We start from the raw sequence: 26,383 nt of genomic DNA on the forward strand, positions 1-26,383 counted from the left end.
ATGACAGATGATGACCTCAGTCGTTACTTTGAAGAAGGAGAAATCGTCAAATTGACGGTGCATAAGGCGACGAAAACGTGGCATTTTCTTTTTAAATTTAAGGCGCTTCTGCCTTACAAGGTATATGCGATGTTTCTCAGCAGGCTGACAAATGCATTTTCTCATATTGCACAAGTTACTTGTACGATTGAAGTCAATGATCCAAGCATCTCTGAAGAGCTCGTTCAATCGTATTGGTCACATTGTGTGGAAGAGCTTCAAGGAATTTCTCCTCCAATCATCAGCTTGCTTCAGCAGCAAAAACCATCGCTGTCTGGACATAAAATCATCATCAAAACGAAAAGCGAAACAGAGGCTTTGGCCATCAAGAAGAAGTACAGTCCAATGCTCCAGGCTGCTTTTAAACAAGTAGGCTTTCCAGAACTTCAATTTGATACAGAAATTTTTATATCAGATCAAGAGATTCAGAAGTTCAGAGAACAAAAGCTTGCTGAAGATCAAGAAAGAGCGATGCAAGCTCTCACTGAGATGGAGAAGAAGGAAAGTGAGGAGCAGGAGGAAGGTCCGTCTGGCCCTCTCATGATTGGCTATCAAATTAAAGACAATGAAGAAATTCGTACGCTTGATAGTATTATGGATGAGGAAAGAAGAATCACCGTCCAGGGCTACGTATTCGATGCAGAAACGCGTGAGCTGAAAAGCGGCAGAACGCTTTGTATTTTTAAAATTACAGATTATACAAACAGTATTTTAATCAAAATGTTTGCAAGAGAAAAAGAAGATGCCCAGCTGATGAAATCATTAAAAAAAGGCATGTGGGTCAAAGCAAGAGGAAGCATTCAAAACGATACGTTTGTTAGAGACCTTGTCATGATTGCCAATGATGTAAACGAAATAAAACCTCAGCTGAAAGAAGATACGGCACCTGAGGGTGAAAAGCGTGTCGAGCTTCATTTGCATTCCCCAATGAGTCAAATGGATGCTGTTACTGGCATCGGCAAGTTGGTAGAACAAGCAAAAAAATGGGGACATGAAGCAATTGCCCTGACGGATCATGCGGTTGTACAATCCTTCCCAGATGCGTATGCAGCAAGTAAAAAGCATGACATCAAAATGATGTATGGTGTGGAAATCAACTTGGTTGACGACGGAGTACCTATTGCCTATAACCCAGAGCACCGTTTGTTAGAGGATGCAACGTATGTCGTATTTGACGTCGAGACAACTGGACTTTCAGCTGTGTATGACACGATCATTGAGCTGGCAGCAGTGAAAATAAAGGGCGGAGAAATCATTGACCGTTTTGAGGCATTTGCAAATCCTCATCACCCATTATCAGCGACAACGATCGAATTAACAGGTATCACGGATGATATGGTCAGAGATGCTCCAGATGTCGTCGATGTCGTACGGGATTTCAAAGAATGGATTGGACAAGATATCCTTGTTGCGCACAATGCAAGCTTTGATATGGGCTTTTTAAATACAGCGTACAAGCGCCTGTTAAAAACAGATAAAGCGTCAAACCCTGTGATTGATACACTGGAACTTGGCCGATTCCTTTACCCTGAATTTAAGAATCACCGGCTGAACACACTTTGTAAAAAATTCGATATAGAACTGACGCAGCATCACCGGGCCATTTACGATGCAGAGGCGACGGGCTACCTCATGCTGAAAATGCTAAAAGATGCCGCTGAAAAGGATATTGCCTATCACGATCAATTGAATGAAAACATGGGTCAGTCTAATGCTTACCAGCGCTCACGTCCTTACCATGCCATTCTGATCGCACAAAATGAGACTGGGCTGAAAAATTTATTCAAGCTTGTTTCTCTTTCTCATATTCATTATTTCTACCGAGTGCCGCGCATTCCGCGCTCACAGCTTGAGAAATATCGAGAAGGTTTAATTATCGGGTCTGCCTGTGATAAGGGTGAAGTGTTTGAAGGAATGATGCAAAAATCACCTGATGAGGTGGAAGACATTGCAGCATTTTACGACTATTTAGAAGTTCATCCGCCAGAAGTGTATCAGCATCTGCTGCAGCTGGAGCTTGTTCGAGATGAACGGGCGTTAAAAGAAATCATCACAAACATTGTGAAGCTTGGCGAAAAGCTGAATAAACCAGTCGTAGCAACTGGAAATGTACATTATCTTCATCCAGAAGACAAAATTTATCGTAAAATCTTAATTTCATCACAAGGTGGAGCAAATCCGCTGAACCGTCATGAACTGCCAAAAGTTCATTTTAGAACGACAGATGAAATGCTTGAAGCATTCTCCTTTCTAGGAGAGGAAAAAGCGAAAGAGATCGTCGTGACGAATACGAAAAAAGTGTCTGAGATGGTCGAAAGCATTAAACCAATCAAAGATGACCTATACACACCAAAAATTGAAGGTGCAGATGAAGAAATACGGGAAATGAGCTATCAAATGGCGCGTAGCATCTACGGAGATGATTTGCCGAAAATCGTAGAAGACCGTATTGAGAAAGAATTAAAAAGTATTATCGGCCATGGATTCGCCGTTATTTATTTAATCTCTCATAAGCTTGTAAAAAAATCACTTGATGACGGATATCTTGTTGGTTCAAGGGGATCTGTCGGCTCATCTCTTGTTGCAACTTTAACAGAGATTACCGAAGTGAACCCGCTTGCGCCGCATTATGTATGTCCAAGCTGTAAGCATTCCGAGTTCTTTAACGACGGATCTGTTGGTTCAGGCTTTGACCTTCCTGACAAAGACTGCCCGGAATGTGGCACGCCGTACAAAAAAGACGGGCATGATATTCCGTTTGAAACGTTCTTAGGTTTTAAAGGAGACAAAGTCCCTGATATCGATTTGAACTTCTCAGGTGAATATCAGCCGATTGCCCATAACTATACGAAAGAGCTGTTCGGTGAAGAGTACGTATACCGAGCAGGTACGATTGGTACTGTTGCAGAAAAAACAGCATATGGTTACGTGAAAGGCTACGCTGGAGATCATAATCTTCATATGAGGGGCGCAGAAATCGACCGGCTTGTACAAGGCTGTACAGGGGTAAAACGGACAACAGGCCAGCATCCAGGCGGTATTATTGTAGTGCCGGATTATATGGACATTTACGATTTCTCACCAATTCAATTTCCAGCAGATGCGACAGGTTCTGATTGGAAAACGACGCATTTTGATTTCCACTCAATCCATGACAACTTGCTTAAACTTGATATACTAGGGCACGATGATCCTACGGTTATTCGTATGCTTCAGGATTTAAGCGGAATTGATCCAAAAACGATTCCAACAGATGATCCAGAAGTGATGAAAATTTTCCAAGGAACAGAGCCTCTTGGTGTAACAGAGGAGCAAATTGGCTGTAAAACAGGTACACTCGGTATTCCAGAGTTTGGGACAAGGTTTGTTCGGCAAATGCTTGAGGATACAAAACCAACAACCTTCTCAGAGCTCGTTCAGATCTCTGGATTATCACACGGGACGGATGTATGGCTCGGGAACGCGCAAGAGCTCATTCACAATAAAACGTGTGAACTAAGTGAAGTGATTGGGTGCCGTGACGATATTATGGTCTATCTCATCTATCAGGGCTTAGAACCGTCACTTGCCTTTAAAATCATGGAGTCTGTTCGTAAAGGAAAAGGACTTCCCCCTGAATGGGAAGAAGAAATGAAGAATAATAATGTACCGAACTGGTATATTGATTCTTGTAAAAAGATCAAATACATGTTCCCTAAGGCCCACGCAGCTGCTTACGTATTAATGGCTGTACGGATTGCCTACTTTAAGGTGCATCATGCACTTTTATACTATGCGGCTTACTTTACCGTTCGTGCAGATGACTTTGATATTGAAACAATGACAAAAGGATCAAATGCGATTCGAGCGGTCATGGACGATATTAACTCAAAAGGTTTAGATGCATCACCGAAAGAAAAGAACCTATTAACTGTACTAGAGCTTGCACTTGAAATGTGTGAAAGAGGCTACCATTTCAAAAAAGTGGACCTTTACCGATCAAGTGCATCAGAGTTTATCATTGATGGTGACGGATTGATTCCGCCATTCAACTCAATCCCTGGACTCGGAACGAACGTTGCGTTAAATATTGTTCGCGCACGACAAGACGGGGAATTCCTTTCAAAAGAAGATTTACAAAAACGCGGAAAAGTGTCGAAAACGATCCTAGAATATTTAGATCGTCAAGGCTGCTTAGAAGCACTTCCCGATCAAAACCAGCTTTCTTTGTTTTAATGCGATTAATGAAGAGCGCCCTTAAAGGGGCGTTTCTTTTTTTATTTATACAATAATATTATTATGTTAACTAATAAAGAATTTCCACCAAATGGAATCATTTTCTAATTCATTCATATACCTTGATTTAGCGTGATGTTTTAAAAGAAGAGATTGTATGTCATTCTTTCTACCCAAATAGAGCAAAAAAGAGAATTTCGCCGTCTGAAATGTTCTCATGCGACATATGATCATTCTGGGTACAGTCACAGAAAGAATCAAGAGAAAAAAACTTCGATGAGCGCAAAGCTGATTGCTGTTTACTATGCTTATTTTTGAAACACATTTGATTCTTTTCAAAGCTGTTCAAATCACGTTCTGAATAAAAGGAGGTGGCTTGTCTATTCATGTTTGACTAAATAGAAGGGGTGAGTCATACAGAAATGGCATCTTATAACTATGTAGAGGTTCTTCAAAAATCCTTGTTGTTTTATGAAGCGCAGCGGTCTGGAAAGCTACCTAAAAGCAACCGTCTCAACTGGCGGGGAGATTCTGGACTAGAGGATGGGAAGGATGTAGGGCATGACTTAACTGGCGGCTGGTATGACGCAGGTGATCATGTGAAATTTGGACTTCCGATGGCCTACTCAGCAGCTGTGCTTGCATGGACAGTATATGAATACCGAGAAGCCTATGAAGAGGCAGAACTGCTTGATGACATCTTAGATCAAATCAGGTGGGCAACAGATTATTTTTTGAAAGCACATACAGGTCCGAACGAGTTTTGGGCGCAGGTAGGTGATGGGAATGCTGATCATGCTTGGTGGGGACCGGCAGAAGTGATGCCGATGAGCCGGCCAGCTTTTAAAATTGATGAAAATTGCCCTGGAACAGAAGTGGCCGCCCAAACTGCGGCAGCTTTAGCAGCGGGTTCTATCATTTTTAAAGAGACAGATGCCCCTTATGCAGCAAAGCTTCTGACGCACGCGAAACAGCTTTATGCATTTGCTGACAGGTATCGCGGCGAGTATACAGAGTGTGTCACAAACGCTCAGCCGTTTTACAACTCATGGAGCGGCTATATTGATGAACTCATTTGGGGCGGAATCTGGCTGTACTTGGCAACAAATGAAGAAACCTATTTAAATCAAGCATTAAAAGCAGTAGAGGAATGGCCGAAGGATTGGGATTATACGTTTACCATGTCGTGGGACAATACTTTTTTTGCTTCGCAAATCTTACTCGCCAGAATCACGAAAGAGAATCGATTTATAGAATCGACAGAGCGTAATCTCGATTACTGGACGACGGGTTTTGTTCAAAATGGAAAAGTCGAAAGAATCACTTATACGCCTGGCGGTTTGGCATGGCTAGATCAATGGGGCTCACTGCGTTATACAGCAAATGCAGCATTTTTAGCCTTTGTTTACGCTGATTGGGTGTCAGATAAAGAAAAAAAGAATCGATACCAAACGTTCGCGATCAAGCAAACTCACTATATGCTTGGTGATAATCCGCTTAATAGAAGCTATGTCGTTGGGTTTGGCCAGAACCCGCCGAAGCATCCACACCACCGAACTGCACACGGTTCATGGTCTAATCAACTGACAAACCCTTCGAATCATCGTCACACTCTTTATGGGGCGCTCGTTGGCGGACCTAATGCACAGGATCAATATGATGATGACATCTCTGATTATGTATCAAACGAGGTGGCGACGGACTATAATGCCGCTTTTACAGGAAATATAGCCAAAATGGTGCATCTGTTTGGAAAAGGGCAATCAAAACTGCCCAATTTCCCGCCTAAAGAACAACCAGAGGATGAGTTTTTTGTAGAGGCAGCAGTGATGAATAACGATGTAAAATCTACTCAAGTAAAGGCGGTTCTATACAATCGGTCCGGATGGCCGGCTAGACGTAGTCAAACGCTCTCCTTTAGATATTACGTCAATCTGAGTGAGGTCTTTGCAAAGGGATTCACAGAAAAAGATATTCAAGTGACAGCCGCCTACAATGAAGGCGCTTCCTTATCTCCGCTCAAGGTATATGACGCATCAGCTCACGTGTATTATGCAGAAATTGATTTTACAGGCGTAGCGATTTTTCCTGGAGGAGAATCAGAGCATAAGAAGGAAATACAATTTCGATTATCTGCACCAAATGGGTCGAATATATGGGATGCCTCAAATGATTATTCCTTTCAAGGCTTAACATCCAATATGCAAAAAACAACGAGAATTCCTGTTTTTGATGATGGTGCTTTAGTATTTGGTACACTTCCAGACAAATAAAAATCAAGATTTTTTGAAAGGGTGAAGGATTTGTCAAACAAAGAACGGTTTTTAACGCTTTATCATCAAATTAAAAGTGATGGGAATGGATATTTTTCATCAGAAGGAATTCCGTATCATTCAATTGAGACGCTTATTTGCGAAGCGCCTGATTATGGGCATATGACAACGTCAGAAGCGTATAGCTATTGGCTGTGGCTAGAGGTGTTGTACGGACATTACACAGGGGATTGGAGCAAATTAGAGGCAGCCTGGGACAATATGGAGAAGTACATCATCCCAGTAAATGAAGATGGAAATGATGAGCAGCCGCATATGAGCGCCTACAATCCTTCTAGCCCAGCCACATACGCAGCGGAAAAACCATATCCAGATCAATATCCTAGTCAGCTGAGCGGAGCTCGTGCTGCTGGTCAAGATCCGATTGATGGTGAATTGAAATCAACCTATGGAACGAATGAAACGTATTTAATGCACTGGCTGCTTGATGTCGATAACTGGTATAAATATGGGAACTTGCTCAATCCATCACATACAGCTGCATATGTGAATACGTTCCAGCGCGGGCCGCAGGAATCTGTATGGGAGGCGATCCCACATCCATCACAAGATGATAAATCTTTTGGGAAGCCAAATGAAGGCTTTATGAGCTTGTTCACAAAAGAAAACCAAGTACCAGCTGCTCAGTGGCGCTATACCAATGCGACGGATGCTGATGCGCGTGCAATACAAGCGATGTATTGGGCAAAGGAACTCGGCTACAATAATTCAACCTATCTTGATAAAGCGAAAAAAATGGGTGATTTTCTCCGTTACGGTATGTACGATAAGTATTTTCAAACGATTGGAAGCGGCAAGCAAGGGAATCCGTACCCTGGAAACGGAAAGGGTGCCTGTCATTACTTAATGGCGTGGTATACCTCTTGGGGTGGAGGACTTGGCGACTATGCAAACTGGTCATGGCGTATCGGAGCGAGCCACTGCCACCAAGGGTATCAAAACCCTGTCGCCGCTTATGCTTTGTCCTCAGACAATGGTGGTTTAAAGCCATCTTCCGCTACCGGTGCAAGCGATTGGGAAAAAACATTAAAAAGGCAGCTTGAATTTTATGTATGGCTTCAATCAAAAGAGGGAGCGATTGCAGGAGGCGCAACCAATAGCTGGAATGGCGACTATAGTGCATATCCGGCGGGAACAAGTACTTTTTATGATATGGCATATGAGGATGCACCTGTATATCTTGATCCGCCTTCTAATAACTGGTTCGGGATGCAGGCATGGCCGATGGAGCGCGTAGCAGAGCTTTATTATATTTTTGTGAAAGACGGAGACAAAACATCTGAAAATGTCCAAATGGCCAAATCTTGCATCACAAAATGGGTCGACTATGCATTAGATTACATTTTTATCGGCAGCCGTCCTGTGTCGGATGAAGAGGGTTATTTCTTAGATGACCAAGGACAAAGAATTCTAGGAGGAACAAATGCTACTGTTGCCACAACGAGTGCACCTGGCGAGTTTTGGCTTCCTGGAAATATTGCATGGAGCGGACAGCCTGACACTTGGAGTGGATTCCAGTCTGCAACAGGAAATCCAAACTTAACAGCTGTCACAAAAGATCCAACTCAGGATACGGGCGTACTAGGGAGCCTCGTCAAGGCTTTAACATTCTTTGCTGCTGCTACTAAGCTTGAAACAGGGGATTATACAGCGCTTGGTGTCAGAGCGAAAGATGCCGCCGCACAGCTCCTTGAGGTTGCGTGGAATTACAATGATGGCGTGGGCATTGTGACAGAGGAAGACAGAGAGGACTATGACCGCTTCTTTAAAAAAGAAGTGTATTTCCCAAATGGTTGGAACGGGACATTTGGTCAAGGGAATCAGATTCCTGGATCAAGCACTATTCCTTCTGATCCGCAGCGAGGAGGTAATGGGGTCTATACGAGTTTTGCTGATCTTCGTCCGAACATTAAACAAGATCCAGCATGGTCTTCACTCGAGAGTAAATATCAGTCTTCATTTAATGAAGCAACAGGCAAATGGGAAAATGGGGCACCGGTTTTCACTTATCATCGTTTTTGGTCACAAGTGGATATGGCCACTGCCTACGCAGAATATCATCGTCTGATCAACTAACAGGTGAAATTTAAGCTGCCGGTTTCTTTGAGCCGGCAGTTTGTTTAAGAAATATAAATCCAGTGAAAATAAGGGTGTGTTTACATGGTCAAAGAAAGAAGCTTTCTTCATCAATCAATAAACAAGGGCGAAAATGAGCAGAACAATCTGATGTGGAAAAAAGAGGCGAATGATCGAATCTCAGAGCATAGACAAAGAGATCTTGAAATAAACGTCACAAATCACGATAAAAAGCCAATAGCAGGAATAGAGGTTGAGTTGAAGCAAATCAGGCATGAATTCGCATTTGGTTCAGCGATGAATGACCAAGTGTTATTTAATCAACAATATGCCGATTTTTTTGTGAAGCATTTTAATTGGGCTGTTTTTGAAAATGAGGCAAAATGGTATGCGAATGAGCCGGAAAGAGGGAGAATCACCTACGAAAAAGCAGATGCGATGCTGAATTTTGCAGATAAACATCAACTTCCAGTAAGGGGGCACGCTTTATTTTGGGAGGTAGAGGATGCCAATCCAAGCTGGCTGAGGTCACTACCGAATCACGAAGTGTATGAAGCCATGAAAAACCGGCTTGAGCATGCAGGCAATCATTTTAAAGGGAGATTCCGCCATTGGGATGTAAACAATGAAATGATGCATGGTTCATTTTTTAAAGACCGATTCGGGAAAAGTATTTGGAAGTGGATGTATGAAGAAACGAAAAAAATTGACCCTCAAGCACGATTGTTTGTGAATGATTATAATGTGATCTCATATGGTGAGCACCAGGCTTATAAAGCACATATCAATGAACTGCGTCAGTTAGGCGCACCTATTGAGGCGATTGGTGTTCAAGGACATTTTGAAGAACGGGTCGATCCAGTCATTGTAAAAGAGAGGCTCGATGTGCTTGCTGAGCTTGGTCTTCCTATATGGGTTACAGAGTACGACTCTGTTCACCCTGACGCTAATAGAAGAGCGGATAACCTAGAGGCTTTATATCGCGTCGCATTTAGTCATCCAGCCGTAAAAGGAGTGCTAATGTGGGGATTTTGGGCAGGTGCCCATTGGAGAGGTGAGCATGCGGCCATCGTAAATTACGATTGGACTTTAAATGAAGCAGGCAGACGTTACGAAAAGCTTCTAAATGAGTGGACGACACAAAGAGTTGAAAAAACAGATGCTAATGGCAATGTGACTTGTCGAGCATTTCACGGGACATATGAAATTCGAATCGGTAAAGAAAGTAAACTGTTGAAACAACAGACAATTGAACTTGATTCAAAAGAACAAACACCGCTTCGGCTCGATGTGATTGTACCTGAAGAAGGATAGATTGTGAGGAGAATGTAAATGAAAAAGTGGACTCAAAGAGCGTCCTGCTTCATACTTGTGGTCGCTATATGGGCCGGCTGGTTTTCACTTACGATTAAAGCCGCCGCATATGTGCAGACATCTGGTACACAATTTACGCTGAACAATCAACCATTTTACTTTGCTGGTACAAATAATTACTATTTCCATTACAAATCTAAAAAGATGGTAGATGCAGTGTTCGATGATATGAAAGCAATGAATTTAAAGGTCTTACGTATTTGGGGATTTCACGACGGGGCCCCTCAAGAAAACTCCGTTTTACAATCTAGTCCAGGGATCTATGAAGAATCGGGTTTTCAAAAACTAGATTATGCGATTTATAAAGCGGGACAGGAAGGAATAAAGCTTGTCATCCCGCTAGTGAACAATTGGGATGACTTTGGCGGGATGAATCAATACGTAAAGTGGTTCAATGCAGGATCACATGATGCCTTTTATACAGATCCTCGTATTCAACATGCTTACAAAAATTATGTGCGTTATGTTTTAGAAAGAACGAATACGTACACAGGTGTTCAATATAAGGACGATCCAGCTATTATGACTTGGGAATTGGCCAATGAGCCGCGTGTGCAGTCAGATCCAACGGGTAATATACTAGTCAAATGGGCAGATGAAATGAGTACATGGATCAAATCGCTGGATCATCACCATCTTGTTGCAGTAGGAGATGAAGGGTTTTTTCGCATACCAGCCCATGAAGATTGGTTTTACAGAGGCGGAGAAGGCGTCGATTGGGACCGTTTGACAGCTCTCTCTAATATCGATTATGGAACCTATCATCTGTACCCAGATCACTGGAACAAGTCTGCTGCTTGGGGAGTGAAATGGATCGAAGACCATATCACCCGCGGGAAGACAATCGGAAAACCAGTTGTGTTAGAAGAGTTTGGCTATCAAAATCAATCAGCACGTCCTGACGTATACCAAAGCTGGCTGTCAGCGGTTGAGCGGCTCGGAGGGGCTGGCAGTCAATTTTGGATTTTAACAAGCATTCAGGACGATGATTCGCTCTATCCCGATTATGACGGTTTCCGCATCATAAAAGGGAGCAGGGAGGCAGCACTTATCAGTGAACATGCGAAAAGAATGAACGAAAAGAACTGATGGCGAATGCCTGCTGAATAAGGAACTTCATTTGCATAAAAAATTTGGATATGGTATAGTTTTTATGGAAATGCTAACGATTACCGAGACAAGAGTGGGGAAACCCGCTCTTTTGTATTGAACAGGCAATTTTTGTCTCGACATTATTCATCCGTTTTCTGCTCCCCCTGCTCACATAAAGCAGGGTTTTTATGCAGAATGATTGATAAGAGCGTTTATCGAAAGCACAAGGAGGAAGAGAATGAGCAAAAAAGTAGTGGATGTCGTAAGCGAAATGGTACAGCCAATTTTAGATGGCTTACAGCTTGAACTCGTTGATGTTGAATTTGTCAAAGAGGGTCAAAACTGGTTCCTTCGCGTGTTTATTGACTCTGATAAAGGCGTCGATATCGAAGAATGTGCCAAAGTGAGCGAAGCCTTGAGCGAAAAGCTTGATGAGGCAGATCCGATTAGCCAAAACTACTTTCTTGAAGTGTCCTCTCCTGGAGCGGAGCGCCCATTAAAGAAAAAAGCTGATTTTGAAAAAGCACTTGGAAAAAATGTTTTCATGAAAACATATGAACCAATTGATGGTGAAAAAGCGTTTGAAGGTGAGCTTACAAGCTTTGATGGTGAGATTGCAACAGTGACAGTGAAGATCAAGACAAGAAAGAAAGAGATCAATATTCCATATGAAAAAATAGCTAACGCAAGATTAGCAGTTTCGTTCAATTAACCTTTTCATTGATATAAGGGGGAACCATAAAAATGAGTAGTGAGTTGTTAGATGCCCTGACTGTTCTCGAGAAAGAGAAGGGTATTAGTAAAGAAATTATTATTGAAGCGATAGAAGCTGCACTCATTTCTGCATATAAGCGTAACTTTAATCAAGCGCAAAATGTTCGTGTTGATTTAAACCGCGAAACGGGAACAATTCGCGTATTTGCAAGAAAAGATGTGGTAGATGAAGTGTATGATTCTCGCCTTGAAATCTCTGTAGATGATGCAGCCAATATGAACCCGAATTACATGGTAGGTGACGTCGTTGAAATTGAAGTCACGCCAAAAGATTTCGGACGCATTGCAGCTCAGACTGCGAAACAAGTGGTGACGCAGCGAGTGAGAGAAGCAGAGCGAGGTGTGATCTACACTGAGTTTATCGATCGCGAGGAAGACATTATGACGGGAATCGTTCAGCGAATTGACAGTAAATTCATTTACGTGTCACTTGGCAAAATCGAAGCCCTTCTTCCGGTCAACGAACAAATGCCAAATGAGGACTACAAACCACATGACCGCATTAAGGTGTTTATTACAAAAGTTGAAAAAACAACAAAAGGACCACAAATTTATGTGTCTAGAACACATCCAGGTCTATTAAAGCGTTTATTTGAAATTGAAGTGCCAGAAATTTATGATGGTACTGTAGAGCTTAAATCGGTTGCTAGAGAAGCTGGGGACCGTTCTAAAATCTCTGTTCGTACTGATGATCCTGATGTTGACCCAGTTGGTTCTTGTGTTGGTCCAAAAGGCCAGCGTGTACAAGCAATTGTCAACGAGCTAAAAGGCGAAAAAATTGACATTGTCCATTGGTCTAATGACCCGGTTGAATTTGTTGCCAATGCATTAAGTCCATCAAAAGTACTTGATGTTATTGTGAATGAAGAAGATAAGGCGACAACAGTCATTGTCCCTGATTATCAGCTGTCGTTAGCCATTGGTAAAAGAGGTCAAAATGCGCGTCTTGCAGCAAAGCTGACTAGCTGGAAAATTGACATTAAAAGCGAAACAGATGCAAGGGAACTCGGTATTTTCCCAAGAACTGAAGACTCTGAATCTCTTTTCTTAGAGGCTGAACCAGTAGCTGAGGAATCTGACGAATAAGAGGTGATGTAAAAGGTGAATAGCCGAAAAAAAATCCCGCTTAGAAAATGTGTCGTGACGGGAGAAATGAAACCAAAGAAAGAACTGATCCGTGTTGTTCGTTCTAAAGAAGGTGAAGTGTCTGTTGACGCAACCGGAAAAAAGAACGGACGCGGAGCTTACCTTTCTCTCGATAAAGAAACCATTCTTGCGGCAAAGAACAAACGCAGTTTACAACAGCAATTTCAGACACAGATTGACGAACACATATTTGAAGAATTACTAGAACTAGCTGAAAAGGTGAAAAAACCAAATGACTGATTCTAAGTGGTATCCTTTGCTTGGTCTAGCAAATCGAGCTCGTAAAGTCGTGTCAGGAGAAGATCTTGTGATCAAAGAAGTTAGACATGCGCGTGCTAAGCTGGTTCTTCTTGCAGCAGATGCCTCACCGAACACAGAGAAAAAGGTATCTGACAAATGCAAATTTTATAATGTTCCGGTTAGAAAAATTGAAGACCGTTCCGTTCTCGGACGTTCTATTGGGAAAGAAGCTCGCGTAGTTGTCGCTGTCACTGACCAAGGCTTCGCTAAGAAGCTTATAAGCTTGCTCGATTAATTTATTTGGGGGTGAACGAATGGCTAAAGTGAGAGTATATGAATATGCAAAAGCCATAGATGTTTCAAGTAAAGATATTATAGCAGCGCTTAAGGATATGAACGTGGAAGTGAACAACCACATGGCGACGCTTGAAGACGACACTGTGAAAAAGCTAGACGCTAAATATAAAAAAGCCAAAGCAAAAGAGACAGCTAACGAGAAACCCGCAGAACAAAAAAACCAATCATCTAACAAAATCAATGATAGAAAGAAGAATGACGTGCAGAATAATCAATTTAATAAAAACAAAAAAAACAACAACCAAAACAAAAACAAAAACAAACGCGGTGGCAACAAGTCACAGCATCAGCAAGCTAGACCTGTGAAGCCTAAAAAAGAGCTTCCTGAAAAAATTGAATTTACAAATTCAATGACAGTTGGCCAGCTTGCCGAAGAGCTTGGAAAAGAATCAGCTGAAATCATTAAGAAGCTGATGATGCTTGGTGTTATGGCAACTATTAACCAAGAGCTTGATAAAGATACAGTTGAATTAATCGCTTCTGAATATGGCGTTCCAGTAGAGGAAGTTATCATTTTAGAAGAAACTGAACTTGAAAAGTATGAAGTTGCAGATAAAGAAGAAGATATGCAAGTACGCCCTCCAGTTGTTACGATCATGGGACACGTTGACCATGGGAAAACAACGCTTCTTGACAGCATTCGTAAAACGAAAGTCGTTGAAGGCGAAGCTGGTGGAATCACGCAGCATATCGGTGCATACCAAATTGAAGAAAACGGCAAGAAAATCACGTTCCTTGATACCCCTGGACACGCAGCATTTACAACGATGCGTGCACGTGGTGCCGAGGTAACTGATACAACAATCCTAGTTGTTGCAGCAGATGATGGCGTGATGCCGCAAACGATTGAAGCCATTAACCATGCGAAAGCGGCAGAGGTACCAATCGTTGTCGCTGTCAATAAAATTGACAAACCAACAGCTAACCCTGACCGTGTGATGCAGGAATTAACTGAACATGGCCTTGTACCAGAAGCTTGGGGCGGCGAAACGATCTTCGTTCCACTATCTGCAAAAACAGGTGAAGGCATCGATGAATTGATCGAGATGATCCTTCTTGTCAGCGAAGTAGCAGAACTGAAAGCCAACCCAAATCGTGCGGCTAAAGGAACTGTCATTGAGGCTGAGCTTGATAAAGGAAAAGGGTCTGTTGCAACCCTTCTTGTTCAAACTGGTACACTTCAAGTAGGTGACCCAATCGTTGTTGGAAATACATTTGGCCGTGTACGAGCAATGGTCAATGACATTGGACGCCGCGTGAAAACAGCGGGACCATCTACACCTGTTGAAATCACTGGTTTAAATGATGTACCAAATGCGGGCGATCAGTTCCTCGTATTCAAAGACGAAAAAACAGCTCGTCAAGTGGGTGAGGCGCGTGCTTCAAAACAGCTTGATGAAAAGCGTTCAGACAAAGCAAAATTATCTTTAGATGACCTATTTGAGCAAATCAAACAAGGCGAAGTGAAAGATATCAACCTGATCGTGAAAGCAGACGTACAAGGTTCTGCTGAAGCGCTGACGGCAGCTCTTCAAAAAATTGAAGTAGAAGGCGTAAAAGTGAAAATTATCCATACGGGTGTTGGAGCGATTACAGAATCTGATATCATTTTAGCAAGTGCTTCTAATGCGATCGTGATCGGATTTAACGTACGTCCTGATGGAAATGCGAAGAGCACAGCTGAAACAGAAAACGTAGATATCCGCTTGCACCGCATTATCTATAAAGTCATCGATGAAATTGAAGCTGCGATGAAAGGGATGCTTGACCCTGAATATGAAGAAAAAGTCATTGGTCAAGTTGAAGTTCGTCAAACGTTCAAAGTATCTAAAATCGGTACAATTGCTGGTGGCTATGTCACTGAAGGAACCATCACAAGAGATAGTGGTATCCGCTTAATCCGTGATGGCGTCGTCATTTTTGAAGGCGAAGTCGACGTATTAAAACGATTCAAAGATGACGTGAAAGAAGTTTCACAAGGCTATGAATGTGGTATTACCATTAAGAAATACAATGATATCCGTGAAGGCGATGTTCTGGAATCATTCGTTATGCAAGAAATCGAAAGAAAATGATCGGTTATACCGAATGTGAGTGTATCATCTATGATGCATCCTCACTGAAGGAAAAACGTGCGGTTCTTCAGCGTATATTGACAAGAACGCGCCATAAATTCAATGTGACCATGGCTGAAATGGATTATCAGGATACATGGCAGCGTACATCAATTGGAATCGCCGTGATTTCTTCATCTCGGGTTCAAGTGGAAAAGGAACTTCAGCGTGTATTAAACTTTATTGATTCTTTTCCTGAAATTGAACGAACGATCACGAAAACTGAGTGGTTTTAATTAGAGGTGATAAGATCATGAGTATGAGAGCGACCCGTGTGGGTGAGCAAATGAAAAAAGAATTGGGCGACATCCTTGGCAGAAAGCTGAAAGATCCAAGAATCGGCTTTTTGACTGTAACCGATGTCGAAGTGACCGGTGATTTGCAAATTGCCAAAGTCTACATTTCTGTTCTTGGCGACGAGAAGAAAAGAGAGGAAACCTTAAAAGGCCTAGCAAAGGCTAAAGGGTATATCCGCTCTGAAATTGGCAATCGAATTAGACTTCGCAAAACACCAGAACTACACTTTGAATTCGATGAATCCGTGGATTACGGAAACCGAATTGAAAGCCTGATTGCTGAACTAAACACAAAAGATCACGAATAAGACGTTGAAATAAGGATAGGCGATGATCGTCTGTCCTTTTTCATCGTTTATGAAAGGAGAGAACGCAGATGATAAATGGTGTTCTTTTATTACATAAAGAAAGAGGAATGACCTCTCACGACTGTGTGTTCAAAGTGAGAAAGATCTTGCATACAAAAAAAGTCGGACATACAGGTACCCTCGACCCAGAAGTATCAGGTGTTCTGCCCATTTGTATTGGAAGAGCGACGAAAATCGTTGAGTATTTAACAGATAAATCGAAAACGTATGATGCAGAAATCACGATTGGCTTTTCTACGACGACAGAAGACCAAACTGGTGAAGTGGTTGAAGAAAAAAAGGTACAAAAACAGATTTCAGAAGAAGAAATTGATGATGCGCTGAAACAGTTTGAAGGAACCATTGAACAAGTTCCTCCAATGTTTTCTGCTGTGAAAATTGGCGGGAAAAAGCTCTATGAATATGCGAGAGAAGGCATTGAAATTGAGCGGCCGAGCCGCGAGATTACAATTCACCGTATCGAGCGGACAACACCTGCTGTATTTGAAAACGGAAAAGTATCTTTTAGATTCACCGTTTTATGTTCAAAAGGAACGTATGTTAGAACCTTAGCGGTTGATATTGGAAAGAAACTAGGATTTCCAGCTCACATGTCACACCTCATACGCACAGGGTCAGGTGATTTTACACTAGATGAGTGCATCACCCTTGATGAGCTGCGAGATATAAGCGAAGAAGGCACAGTAGATGAGCACCTTGTCCCGATCGAGCGTGCGCTCAATCATTTGCCGAAATGGGAGATAAATGATACATTAGCAAGTAAAGTGGAAAACGGTGCAGTCCTGCCAATGCCTGATGAATTCTCTCATTTCGCAGAGGAAGATCGTGTCGCTGTCTTTGCTCCTTCAGGCCGGTGTATGGCGATATATATGAAGCACCCGACCAAACAGAATCTGATGAAGCCGGCGAAGATCTTATCTCAGGACAAGCAATCTTAAAGAAAAGGTGACCATCTCGTGAAGACTATACATATTTCACACCCACATACATTGAATCAAAAGGATCAAGACCCGTCTGTTATGGCTTTAGGGTATTTTGACGGTGTTCACCTCGGACATCAAAAAGTGATTGGCGCAGCAAAAAGCATTGCGAGAAAAGAAGGATTGGCTTTAGCGGTCATGACCTTTCATCCGCACCCATCACATGTTTTGCAAAAAGCACGTGAACCCAAGGACTTAATTACACCGCTTGAGGATAAAATTGATTTCATCGAACAGCTGGGCGCTGACTATTTATACATTGTGCAGTTCAGCGAAAGCTTTGCAGCGTTATCTCCTCAAGAGTTTGTCGATCAATATTTAGATGAGCTGAATGTAAAGCACGCAGTAGCTGGTTTTGATTTTACGTTTGGCCGTTTTGGTGCAGGCACAATGGAAACCTTCGATGAGTACGGAAAAGGGCGTATTACAGCCACCATCGTTCCTAAGTTGTCCAATCAAGACCGAAAAGTCAGCTCAACACTCATACGCTCTGCATTGAAAAATGGGGATGTTGAATATGTGAGTGAGCTTTTAGGAAAACCTTATCAGCTGCGCGGTATTGTCATTCATGGTGATAAACGAGGACGGACGATCGGCTTTCCGACTGCGAATGTCGGTTTATCTGCTGAATATATCATTCCGCCAACAGGGGTTTATGCAGTAAGAGCAGAAGTGAAAGGCAAAGTGTATGACGGTGTTTGTAATGTTGGCTATAAACCAACCTTTTATGAAAAACGCCCTGATCAGCCTGCCATTGAAGTAAACCTCTTTGATTTTAACGAAGAAATATATGGTGAACCGATTAAATTACAGTGGTTCAAGCGCATTCGCAGTGAGCAAAAATTTAACGGAATCCAGGAGTTAACGGCTCAAATCAGACAAGATAAAGAAGAAGCGATTCAGTTTTTTCAACATCAGCGAAATTAAACAAAAAAATCATAGAAAAACAGCTCTACCATTTGCAAATTCAGCATATTTTTAGTATGATTATTCCTGTAGCTTTAAAACCACTTACTTGGCAGGCCGACTTCACCGACGGTTGCGAGGTAGATGGGGCTAACATGATTTGGAGGTGAAACAGGATGGCTATTACTCAAGAGCGTAAAACTCAATTAATTAATGAGTTCAAAACACACGAATCTGATACTGGATCTCCAGAAGTTCAGATCGCTGTCCTAACAGAATCAATTAACAACTTGAACGAGCATTTACGTACTCATAAGAAAGATCACCACTCACGTCGCGGTCTTTTGAAAATGGTAGGTAGACGTCGTAATCTTCTTACGTATCTACGTAATAAAGACGTAACTCGTTACCGTGAGTTAATTAACAAACTAGGCTTACGTCGATAATCGTAAAAAGCGGGAGGATTCCCGCTTTTTTATCGTATAATCACTAATATTTTATGGTTAAAATGTTGAAAGAATGGCAAAAACCCTTCTACATACACCTTTCACATTGATATGTGAAAATCATTTTGTTCATAATAAGAATTAACTAAAATTTCAAGATAAGAGAGGAGTTTTTCTCAGAATGGGACAAGAGAAACATGTCTTCACCATAGACTGGGCTGGACGTCAACTGACAGTTGAAACTGGCCAGCTTGCAAAGCAAGCAAACGGAGCGGTCCTCGTACGCTACGGAGATACAGCTGTGCTTAGCTCAGCAACAGCTTCTAAAGAACCAAAACCACTTGATTTCTTCCCGCTCACTGTGAACTACGAAGAAAGATTATACGCAGTAGGTAAAATTCCTGGTGGCTTCATTAAAAGAGAAGGCCGTCCAAGTGAAAAAGCGATCCTTGCGAGCCGCTTAATTGATAGACCAATCCGTCCATTATTTGCAGATGGATTTAGAAACGAAGTACAAGTTATTAGTATCGTCATGAGTGTGGATCAAGATTGTTCATCTGAAATGGCTGCAATGTTTGGCTCATCTTTAGCATTATGTGTGTCTGACATTCCATTTGAGGGACCAATCGCCGGCGTTACAGTAGGACGAGTTGATGGAAAGTTTATCATCAATCCAAATGTAGAACAGCTTGAACAAAGTGACATCAACCTTGTAGTCGCTGGAACAAAAGATGCGATCAACATGGTCGAAGCTGGTGCTGATGAAGTACCAGAAGAAACAATGCTTGAAGCTATCATGTATGGTCACCAAGAGATCAAACGTTTAATCGAATTCCAAGAGGAAATTGTCAAAGCAGTTGGTAAAGCAAAGATCGATATTCCTTTATATGAAGTAGATCAAACGTTAGCAGACGAAGTAAAAGCACTTGCTGAAACAGACCTGCTGAAAGCGATTCAAGTACATGAGAAGCATGCACGTGAAAATGCAATCAGTGCTGTGAAAAAAGCTGTGGTTGAGAAATTTGAAGAAGAAGATCGCGACGAAGCGACAATTAAACAAGCGAAAGACGTATTAAACAAGCTTGTCAAAAATGAAGTTCGTCGTCTGATCACTGAAGAGAAAGTACGTCCAGATGGACGTGGTGTAGATCAAATCCGTCCACTTTCTTCAGAAGTAGGACTTCTGCCAAGAACGCATGGTTCAGGTCTATTTACAAGAGGACAAACACAGGCGCTCAGTATTTGTACATTAGGTGCACTTGGCGATGTGCAAATTCTTGACGGTCTAGGCGTTGAAGAATCAAAACGCTTCATGCACCATTACAACTTCCCTCAATTCAGTGTTGGTGAGACAGGTCCAATGCGTGGCCCAGGCCGCCGTGAAATCGGACATGGAGCGCTAGGTGAACGGGCATTAGAACCAGTGATTCCATCTGAAAAAGATTTCCCTTATACGGTTCGCCTTGTGTCTGAGGTACTAGAATCAAACGGATCTACTTCACAAGCAAGTATTTGCGCAAGCACACTTGCGATGATGGATGCGGGTGTTCCAATTAAAGCACCAGTTGCAGGGATTGCAATGGGACTTGTGAAATCCGGTGAATACTACACAGTGCTGACAGACATTCAAGGAATGGAAGATGCACTTGGCGATATGGACTTTAAAGTTGCAGGTACATCAAAAGGTGTAACAGCACTTCAAATGGATATCAAAATCGATGGTCTATCAAAAGACATCTTGGAAGAAGCTCTCCAACAAGCGAAAAAAGGAAGAATGGAAATCTTAGATAGCATGCTGTCAACGATTCCTGCTTCTAGAGGTGAATTGTCTCGTTATGCACCAAAAATCTTAACGATGAAAATCAATCCTGATAAAATTCGCGATGTCATTGGACCAAGCGGTAAACAAATCAATAAAATCATCGAAGATACCGGTGTGAAAATCGATATTGAACAAGATGGTACAATCTTTATCTCTTCTACAGAAGAAGACATGAACCAAAAAGCGAAGAAAATCATTGAAGATCTTGTGAGAGAAGTTGAAGTAGGACAACTTTACTTAGGTAAAGTAAAACGCATTGAAAAATTCGGTGCTTTCCTTGAAATCTTCAGCGGCAAAGATGGACTTGTTCATATTTCTGAGCTTGCGCTTGATCGTGTAGGCAAAGTAGAAGATGTCGTGAAGATTGGCGATGAATTACTTGTCAAAGTCACTGAAATCGATAAACAAGGCCGTGTGAACCTTTCTCGCAAAGCTGTTTTACGTGAAGAAAAGGAAAAAGAAGAAAAACAGTCTTAATGAAATATGTTAGAAGCCAGGTATCCGTACCAGGCTTCTTTCTTTTCTTGCGCTAACAATAGTTCTAGCTTGTTTCTCCCCATCATAATTTGTGGTAAAGGGGAGGGACAACCATTGAAAAAAACGTTACCATTCATTGTGTTTGTATTTTTACTGCTCGTGTCATATCAAACGATGAAGCAGCCGGCTGCTGTTACATATATTGAATCAATGAAAGAGCATGCTGAGGTTGCATCTGTTTCAAAAGATATTTTATATCAAGAGATTGAATCGAAGTCTTCTGACTATGAAGTGAAGGCGCAAAATGCTAAGATTGATAAAGTGTGGAAAAAGATGCCTGGTCTAAATGGACAGACGGTCAATATCGATGCCTCTTACGAAAAAATGAAAAAACAAGGGTCATTTGATGAAAAGCTGCTTGTTTTCAATGAAACAAAACCTTCTATTCATTTACATGAACTTGGTGCTGAACCCATTTACAAGGGACATCCAGATAAAAAAATGAATGCTTTCCTCATCAACGTGGCTTGGGGTGACGAGCATTTAATCAAGATGTTAAAGACACTGGAAAAGCATCAAGTCAAGGCGACCTTTTTCTTAGAAGGCAAATGGGTGAAAAAAAGCACGGATCTTGCTAAAAAAATCGTGGCAGATGGTCATGAAATTGGAAACCATTCATACAATCACCCGGATATGCGCACACTGACAAGAGAACGAGCATTAGAGCAGATTACCAAAACAAATCGTCAAATTGAAGAATCCCTTGGAAAAAAACCGAAGTGGTTCGCCCCTCCAAGCGGTAGCTTTAAAGAAGAAACAGTGAAGCTTGCCGCAGAAGAAGGAATGGAAACCATTATGTGGACGGTAGACACCATTGACTGGCAAAAACCGTCACCAAACATACTACAAAAACGGGTGCTTGGGAAAATTCACAATGGGGCGATGATATTAATGCATCCAACAGATTCGACGGCGAAAAGTCTTGACGCACTTATCACTCAAATCAAGGAAAGAGGATATGAATTAGGAACGGTTTCTGACCTCCTAAGTGAAAAAAGACATCCGTGATCCGATCTGTTTGTTGAATAGGAGGAGCAAAACTTGGTCAAAACGTATACATGCCAAAACGGAGTAAGAATTGTACTTGAAAACAATCCCACTGTCAGATCTGTCGCAATTGGCGTCTGGATTGGAACGGGTTCTAGACATGAGACACCAGAAATTAATGGGATCTCACACTTTCTAGAGCATATGTTCTTTAAAGGGACAAAGACGAGATCTGCACGTGATATCGCAGAATCCTTTGACCGCATTGGTGGTCAAGTGAATGCCTTTACGTCAAAAGAATACACTTGCTACTATGCAAAGGTGCTTGATTCACATGCTGGCTACGCCCTCGATGTATTAAGCGACATGTTCTTCCACTCCGCTTTTGATGAACAAGAGCTGAAAAAAGAAAAAAATGTAGTATATGAAGAAATCAAAATGTATGAGGATACACCTGATGATATCGTTCACGATCTGTTGAGCAAAGCGATTTATGGTGATCATTCTTTAGGGTTCCCGATTTTAGGAACAGAAGAAACACTTTCTACCTTTAACGGTGACTCTCTTAGAGCTTATATGGATGAATTCTACACGCCGGATCGCGTCGTCATCTCTGTTGCAGGGAATGTGGATGACACATTCATTAGTGAAGTTGAAAAGTTGTTCGGTTCGTATGAAACGAAAGGAAAAAAACAGCCTGTAGAAGCGCCGCAATTTCACTATGACAAGCTCACACGCAAAAAGGAAACAGAGCAAGCGCATCTATGCATGGGGTTTAATGGCCTCCCAGCTGGAGACAAAGGCATCTATGACTTAATCGTCTTAAATAATGTTCTTGGCGGAAGCATGAGCAGCCGCTTGTTCCAGGATGTAAGAGAGGACAAAGGACTCGCCTATTCTGTTTTCAGCTATCACAGTTCATTTGCAGATAACGGCATGCTGACAATTTATGGCGGGACAGGAGCGAAGCAGTTAAACCTGCTCTCTGAAACCATCTTACAAACGCTAGACGTCTTAAAGCGTGAGGGAATCACGCAAAAAGAGCTTGAAAACTCTAAGGAGCAAATGAAAGGAAACCTGATGCTCAGTCTTGAAAGCACAAACAGCAAAATGAGCCGAAACGGTAAAAACGAACTGCTCCTTGGCAAACATCGTACACTTGATGAAATTATTGACGAAATCAACAAAGTCACATTAGACGGTGTGAATAACTTATCAAAACGAATCTTTACAGAGGATTATGCACTCTCGCTTATTAGTCCTACGGGTGATCAGCCATCATAATGTAAACAACACGGCAGGCTTCTTAAGAGGTCTGCCGTTTATTGTATATCAAGTAGAAAGGGGTACTGCTTACATGGAACTTGAAAAACTGAAACTCCTCTCTCCGCTTCTGACACAAGCCATCTCCTTTCAGCCGATGACATCTGGCTTTTCTGGAAACCGTACTTATCTCGTCACAACATCCTCAAGTGAAAAGCTGGTGCTCAAATTATCAAATCTCAAAACGTATGCTAATTTTAAAAGAAAAGCGTCAGTTCAGCAAAAGTTTAAAAATCGAGGGCTTCTATGTTCTGAAGTCATGGAGGTTGGAATGAATCCTGAACTTAAGTGTACCTATCGTATTTTCTCTTTTATTGAAGGAGAGAACGCTAGAGCATCCATCCATCTGCTTACAAATGAAGAGCAGTATGAAATCGGAAGACGGGCAGGCAGAGAGCTGAATTTCATGCATACATGTCCCGCACCTTCTCATGTCGTGCCATGGGATGAGAGAGTCATGGCGAAATATGAGCGGTATGTACATGCCTATCAATCAAGTGGAGTGACCTTTACGAAAGAGCAATTCGTATTAGATTTTATCAAATCACATGCTGATGCGGTAAAGGCGAGACCTAATCAATTCCAGCACGATGATTTTCATTTGGGGAATATTATCATACAAGAAGGTGAGTATGCCGGCATCATTGATTTTGATCAATCTGACTGGGGTGACCCGGTTCATGATTTTTATAAACTGTCCTTATTTAGCCGAGAAAATAGTATTCCGTTTTCAGCAGGGCAACTGGATTACTATGTAAGTAAGCAGGCCACAGACGATTTTTGGCTTCTTTTTTCTATCTATACAGCAATGAGCTGCTTTTCTTCTATTGTTTGGACGCTTTCTTATGACACTGAACATGTAAAAGGTATGGTGAACCGAGTGGAGAAAATGCTGGCAGACCATGATCACTTTCATCAACTGAAACCAGCTTGGTATTCAAATTGGCATCATTCATAACTTGAAAAAGCGTGACGGTCTATTTCTTCTTGTGGCTGCATATATGATACGGAAGGGAAGTGATGCGATTTTGAGGCTAAGTGAGCTGTCAGGAAAAGAGATCGTCGATATCAAAAGAGCGGAGCGGCTTGGCGTGCTTGGACAAACCGACCTTGAAATCAATGAACAGGACGGTCAAATCACAGCACTCATCATACCTTTGGTGAAGTGGTTTGGCTTTCGAAAGCAAGGAAATGACATCCGCGTCCCGTGGAATCACATTCAAAAAATAGGATCAGATATGATCATTCTCGATGTGCCTGAAGGACTTCAGCCGCCCGGGGAAAAAGAGCATCCATCATAAATGGGTGCTCTTTTTCTTTTCTCTCTTCGATTCGTTCACAGGCTGAATCCTCTCCTCATATGCTAAAAGGGAGATTCAGAAAATATTACAGACTTTTTTAAATAAAGAAGGTGAACGGTCAGTATGTTGAGCGGTTTAACGGTTGCGGTGATCGGGGGAGATGCAAGGCAGCTTGAAATTATTCGCAAGCTGTCACAGCAGCATGCCAAAGTGTTTTTGGTTGGATTTGATCAGCTGGATCACGGATTTATTGGGGCTGAAAAGCTAAAAATGTCAGAACTTCCATTCGAACAGGTAGACAGTATGATCCTGCCAGTATCAGGCGCAACGGATGAAGGGGTTGTCGCGACAGTTTTCTCAAATGAGCAGGTGTTACTAGAAGCAACATATTTAGAAAGAACCCCTGCCCATTGTACCTTGTACTCAGGTATTTCTAATACGTACTTAGACAATCTGGCAAAGCAGGTGAACCGAAAACTTGTGAAGCTGTTTGAGCGAGATGATATTGCCATATATAACTCTATTCCAACAGTTGAAGGGATTATCATGATGGCCATTCAGCAAACGGATTATACGATTCATGGATCACGTGTCGCTGTTCTCGGACTCGGAAGAACAGGACTCACCATTGCCCGCACATTTCGGGCACTCGGTGCGGATGTAAAAGTAGGGGCAGCAGATACAGCGCATTTAGCGCGGGCATTTGAAATGGGACTCGATCCATTTTCAATGGATCGGTTAAAAGAAGAAGTAACAGATATAGATATCATCATCAATACCATTCCAAGCCTTGTATTAGATTCATCTGTCATCGTCAGCATGACACCAAAGACACTCATTTTAGATATCGCCTCCCGCCCAGGAGGAACAGACTTTGACTTTGCACAAAAACATGGAGTGAAGGCGCTTCTTGCACCAGGACTCCCGGGGATTGTCGCACCAAAGACAGCAGGGCAAATCATTGCAAAAGTGCTTTCTGGGCTCTTATGTGAACTTGCAGAGGAAAAAAGGGGGATGGAATCATGACAACATTAAAAGGGAAAAGAATCGGTTTTGGCTTAACTGGTTCCCACTGTACGTACGAAGCTGTTTATCCGCAAATCGAAGCACTTGTAAAAGAAGGAGCAGAAGTGCGTCCAGTGGTGTCATATACGGTCCAGAACACGAATACAAGATTCGGAGATGGGGCGGACTGGATTGAGCGGATTGAGAAGCTGACTGGCTTTAAGGCGATTGACTCAATCGTGAAAGCAGAGCCGCTCGGACCTAAGCTGCCACTTGATTGTATGGTCATTGCTCCATTAACAGGGAACTCGATGGCGAAATTCGCAAATGCTATGACAGACAGCCCTGTTTTAATGGCTGCAAAAGCAACCATTCGAAATCATCGTCCTGTCGTTTTAGGAATTTCAACAAATGATGCGCTAGGCTTAAATGGTACAAATCTGATGAGGTTGATGTCGACAAAGAATATTTTCTTTATTCCATTTGGTCAAGATGATCCATTTAAAAAACCGACCTCCATGGTCGCGAACATGGATTTGCTTTCTCAAACAGTAGAAGAGGCACTTCAGCATAGACAAATTCAGCCAATTTTAATTGGACCAAACGAATAATAGATTCACTAGAAAATCATGAAAGATTCAAAAAAGATGCT

22 protein-coding genes are annotated in these 26,383 nt (G+C 42.1%); all 22 read left to right on the forward strand.

Going from position 1 to position 26,383, the window contains the following annotated elements:
* The 22 genes from MKY18_RS08075 to dpaB all read left to right on the forward strand — a co-directional run bounded on the left by MKY18_RS08075 (position 1) and on the right by dpaB (position 26,342).
* On the forward strand, positions 1-4,254 hold the full coding sequence (locus MKY18_RS08075) for a PolC-type DNA polymerase III (protein ID WP_342497824.1): 4,254 nt from the start codon (positions 1-3) through the stop codon (positions 4,252-4,254).
* A 422-nt stretch (positions 4,255-4,676) separates the two neighbouring features.
* Complete coding sequence (locus MKY18_RS08080) at positions 4,677-6,527, forward strand: glycoside hydrolase family 9 protein (protein ID WP_065097294.1); 1,851 nt, start codon at positions 4,677-4,679, stop codon at positions 6,525-6,527.
* A 30-nt stretch (positions 6,528-6,557) separates the two neighbouring features.
* A complete protein-coding gene (locus MKY18_RS08085; RefSeq protein WP_342497802.1) occupies positions 6,558-8,663 on the forward strand; it encodes a glycoside hydrolase family 48 protein in 2,106 nt (701 codons plus the stop codon).
* Between the two features lie 84 nt (positions 8,664-8,747).
* The gene (locus tag MKY18_RS08090; protein ID WP_185107264.1) at positions 8,748-9,977 is read left to right on the forward strand and encodes an endo-1,4-beta-xylanase; all 1,230 of its coding nucleotides are present in this window, start codon (positions 8,748-8,750) and stop codon (positions 9,975-9,977) included.
* An 18-nt stretch (positions 9,978-9,995) separates the two neighbouring features.
* Positions 9,996-11,126, forward strand: a complete 1,131-nt coding sequence (locus MKY18_RS08095) for a cellulase family glycosylhydrolase (protein WP_342497803.1) — start codon at positions 9,996-9,998, stop codon at positions 11,124-11,126.
* 241 nt (positions 11,127-11,367) lie between these two features.
* Positions 11,368-11,841 carry a ribosome maturation factor RimP gene (gene rimP / locus MKY18_RS08100; RefSeq protein ID WP_003211398.1) on the forward strand — a complete coding sequence of 158 codons (474 nt, stop codon included), beginning with the start codon at positions 11,368-11,370 and terminating at the stop codon, positions 11,839-11,841.
* Between the two features lie 32 nt (positions 11,842-11,873).
* Positions 11,874-12,989, forward strand: coding sequence for a transcription termination factor NusA (gene nusA, locus MKY18_RS08105; protein ID WP_003211013.1), 1,116 nt, complete (start codon positions 11,874-11,876; stop codon positions 12,987-12,989).
* Between the two features lie 15 nt (positions 12,990-13,004).
* Positions 13,005-13,289, forward strand: a complete 285-nt coding sequence (locus tag MKY18_RS08110) for a YlxR family protein (protein WP_003210758.1) — start codon at positions 13,005-13,007, stop codon at positions 13,287-13,289.
* Complete coding sequence (locus MKY18_RS08115) at positions 13,282-13,584, forward strand: YlxQ family RNA-binding protein (RefSeq protein ID WP_034619894.1); 303 nt, start codon at positions 13,282-13,284, stop codon at positions 13,582-13,584. Before MKY18_RS08110 ends, MKY18_RS08115 begins: the two co-directional genes overlap by 8 nt.
* A 19-nt stretch (positions 13,585-13,603) precedes the next feature.
* On the forward strand, positions 13,604-15,721 hold the full coding sequence (gene infB, locus MKY18_RS08120) for a translation initiation factor IF-2 (RefSeq protein WP_106065294.1): 2,118 nt from the start codon (positions 13,604-13,606) through the stop codon (positions 15,719-15,721).
* A complete protein-coding gene (locus MKY18_RS08125; RefSeq protein ID WP_342497804.1) occupies positions 15,718-15,996 on the forward strand; it encodes a DUF503 domain-containing protein in 279 nt (92 codons plus the stop codon). The genes infB and MKY18_RS08125 overlap by 4 nt, the downstream gene beginning before the upstream one ends.
* Positions 15,997-16,013: 17 nt before the next feature.
* Positions 16,014-16,364: a 30S ribosome-binding factor RbfA gene (gene rbfA / locus MKY18_RS08130; protein ID WP_003210803.1), complete on the forward strand. Its 351-nt coding sequence runs from the start codon at positions 16,014-16,016 to the stop codon at positions 16,362-16,364.
* A 68-nt stretch (positions 16,365-16,432) separates the two neighbouring features.
* Positions 16,433-17,362: a tRNA pseudouridine(55) synthase TruB gene (gene truB, locus MKY18_RS08135; protein ID WP_185107268.1), complete on the forward strand. Its 930-nt coding sequence runs from the start codon at positions 16,433-16,435 to the stop codon at positions 17,360-17,362.
* Between the two features lie 18 nt (positions 17,363-17,380).
* Entirely contained in the window at positions 17,381-18,331 is a 951-nt protein-coding gene (gene ribF / locus MKY18_RS08140; RefSeq protein WP_106067479.1) for a bifunctional riboflavin kinase/FAD synthetase, read from the forward strand.
* 155 nt (positions 18,332-18,486) lie between these two features.
* Entirely contained in the window at positions 18,487-18,756 is a 270-nt protein-coding gene (gene rpsO / locus MKY18_RS08145; RefSeq protein WP_008354438.1) for a 30S ribosomal protein S15, read from the forward strand.
* Between the two features lie 181 nt (positions 18,757-18,937).
* Complete coding sequence (gene pnp / locus MKY18_RS08150; protein ID WP_044141882.1) at positions 18,938-21,055, forward strand: polyribonucleotide nucleotidyltransferase; 2,118 nt, start codon at positions 18,938-18,940, stop codon at positions 21,053-21,055.
* A gap of 174 nt (positions 21,056-21,229) precedes the next feature.
* Positions 21,230-22,123 carry a polysaccharide deacetylase family protein gene (locus MKY18_RS08155; RefSeq protein WP_223252865.1) on the forward strand — a complete coding sequence of 298 codons (894 nt, stop codon included), beginning with the start codon at positions 21,230-21,232 and terminating at the stop codon, positions 22,121-22,123.
* 33 nt (positions 22,124-22,156) lie between these two features.
* On the forward strand, positions 22,157-23,386 hold the full coding sequence (locus MKY18_RS08160) for a pitrilysin family protein (protein WP_044141880.1): 1,230 nt from the start codon (positions 22,157-22,159) through the stop codon (positions 23,384-23,386).
* 73 nt (positions 23,387-23,459) lie between these two features.
* A complete protein-coding gene (locus MKY18_RS08165) occupies positions 23,460-24,383 on the forward strand; it encodes an aminoglycoside phosphotransferase family protein (RefSeq protein WP_342488512.1) in 924 nt (307 codons plus the stop codon).
* A 70-nt stretch (positions 24,384-24,453) separates the two neighbouring features.
* Complete coding sequence (locus MKY18_RS08170; RefSeq protein WP_342497825.1) at positions 24,454-24,726, forward strand: YlmC/YmxH family sporulation protein; 273 nt, start codon at positions 24,454-24,456, stop codon at positions 24,724-24,726.
* Positions 24,727-24,849: 123 nt separating this feature from the next.
* Positions 24,850-25,752: a dipicolinic acid synthetase subunit A gene (dpaA, locus tag MKY18_RS08175; protein WP_044141877.1), complete on the forward strand. Its 903-nt coding sequence runs from the start codon at positions 24,850-24,852 to the stop codon at positions 25,750-25,752.
* Positions 25,749-26,342 (forward strand): dipicolinate synthase subunit B, encoded by a 594-nt coding sequence (dpaB, locus tag MKY18_RS08180; RefSeq protein WP_044141876.1) that lies wholly within the window; start codon positions 25,749-25,751, stop codon positions 26,340-26,342. Before dpaA ends, dpaB begins: the two co-directional genes overlap by 4 nt.
* Positions 26,343-26,383 lie beyond the last annotated feature (41 nt).

Origin of the sequence: Bacillus sp. FSL R7-0672 (assembly GCF_038601465.1) — a bacterium.
Classification (GTDB): domain Bacteria; phylum Bacillota; class Bacilli; order Bacillales; family Bacillaceae; genus Bacillus; species Bacillus pumilus.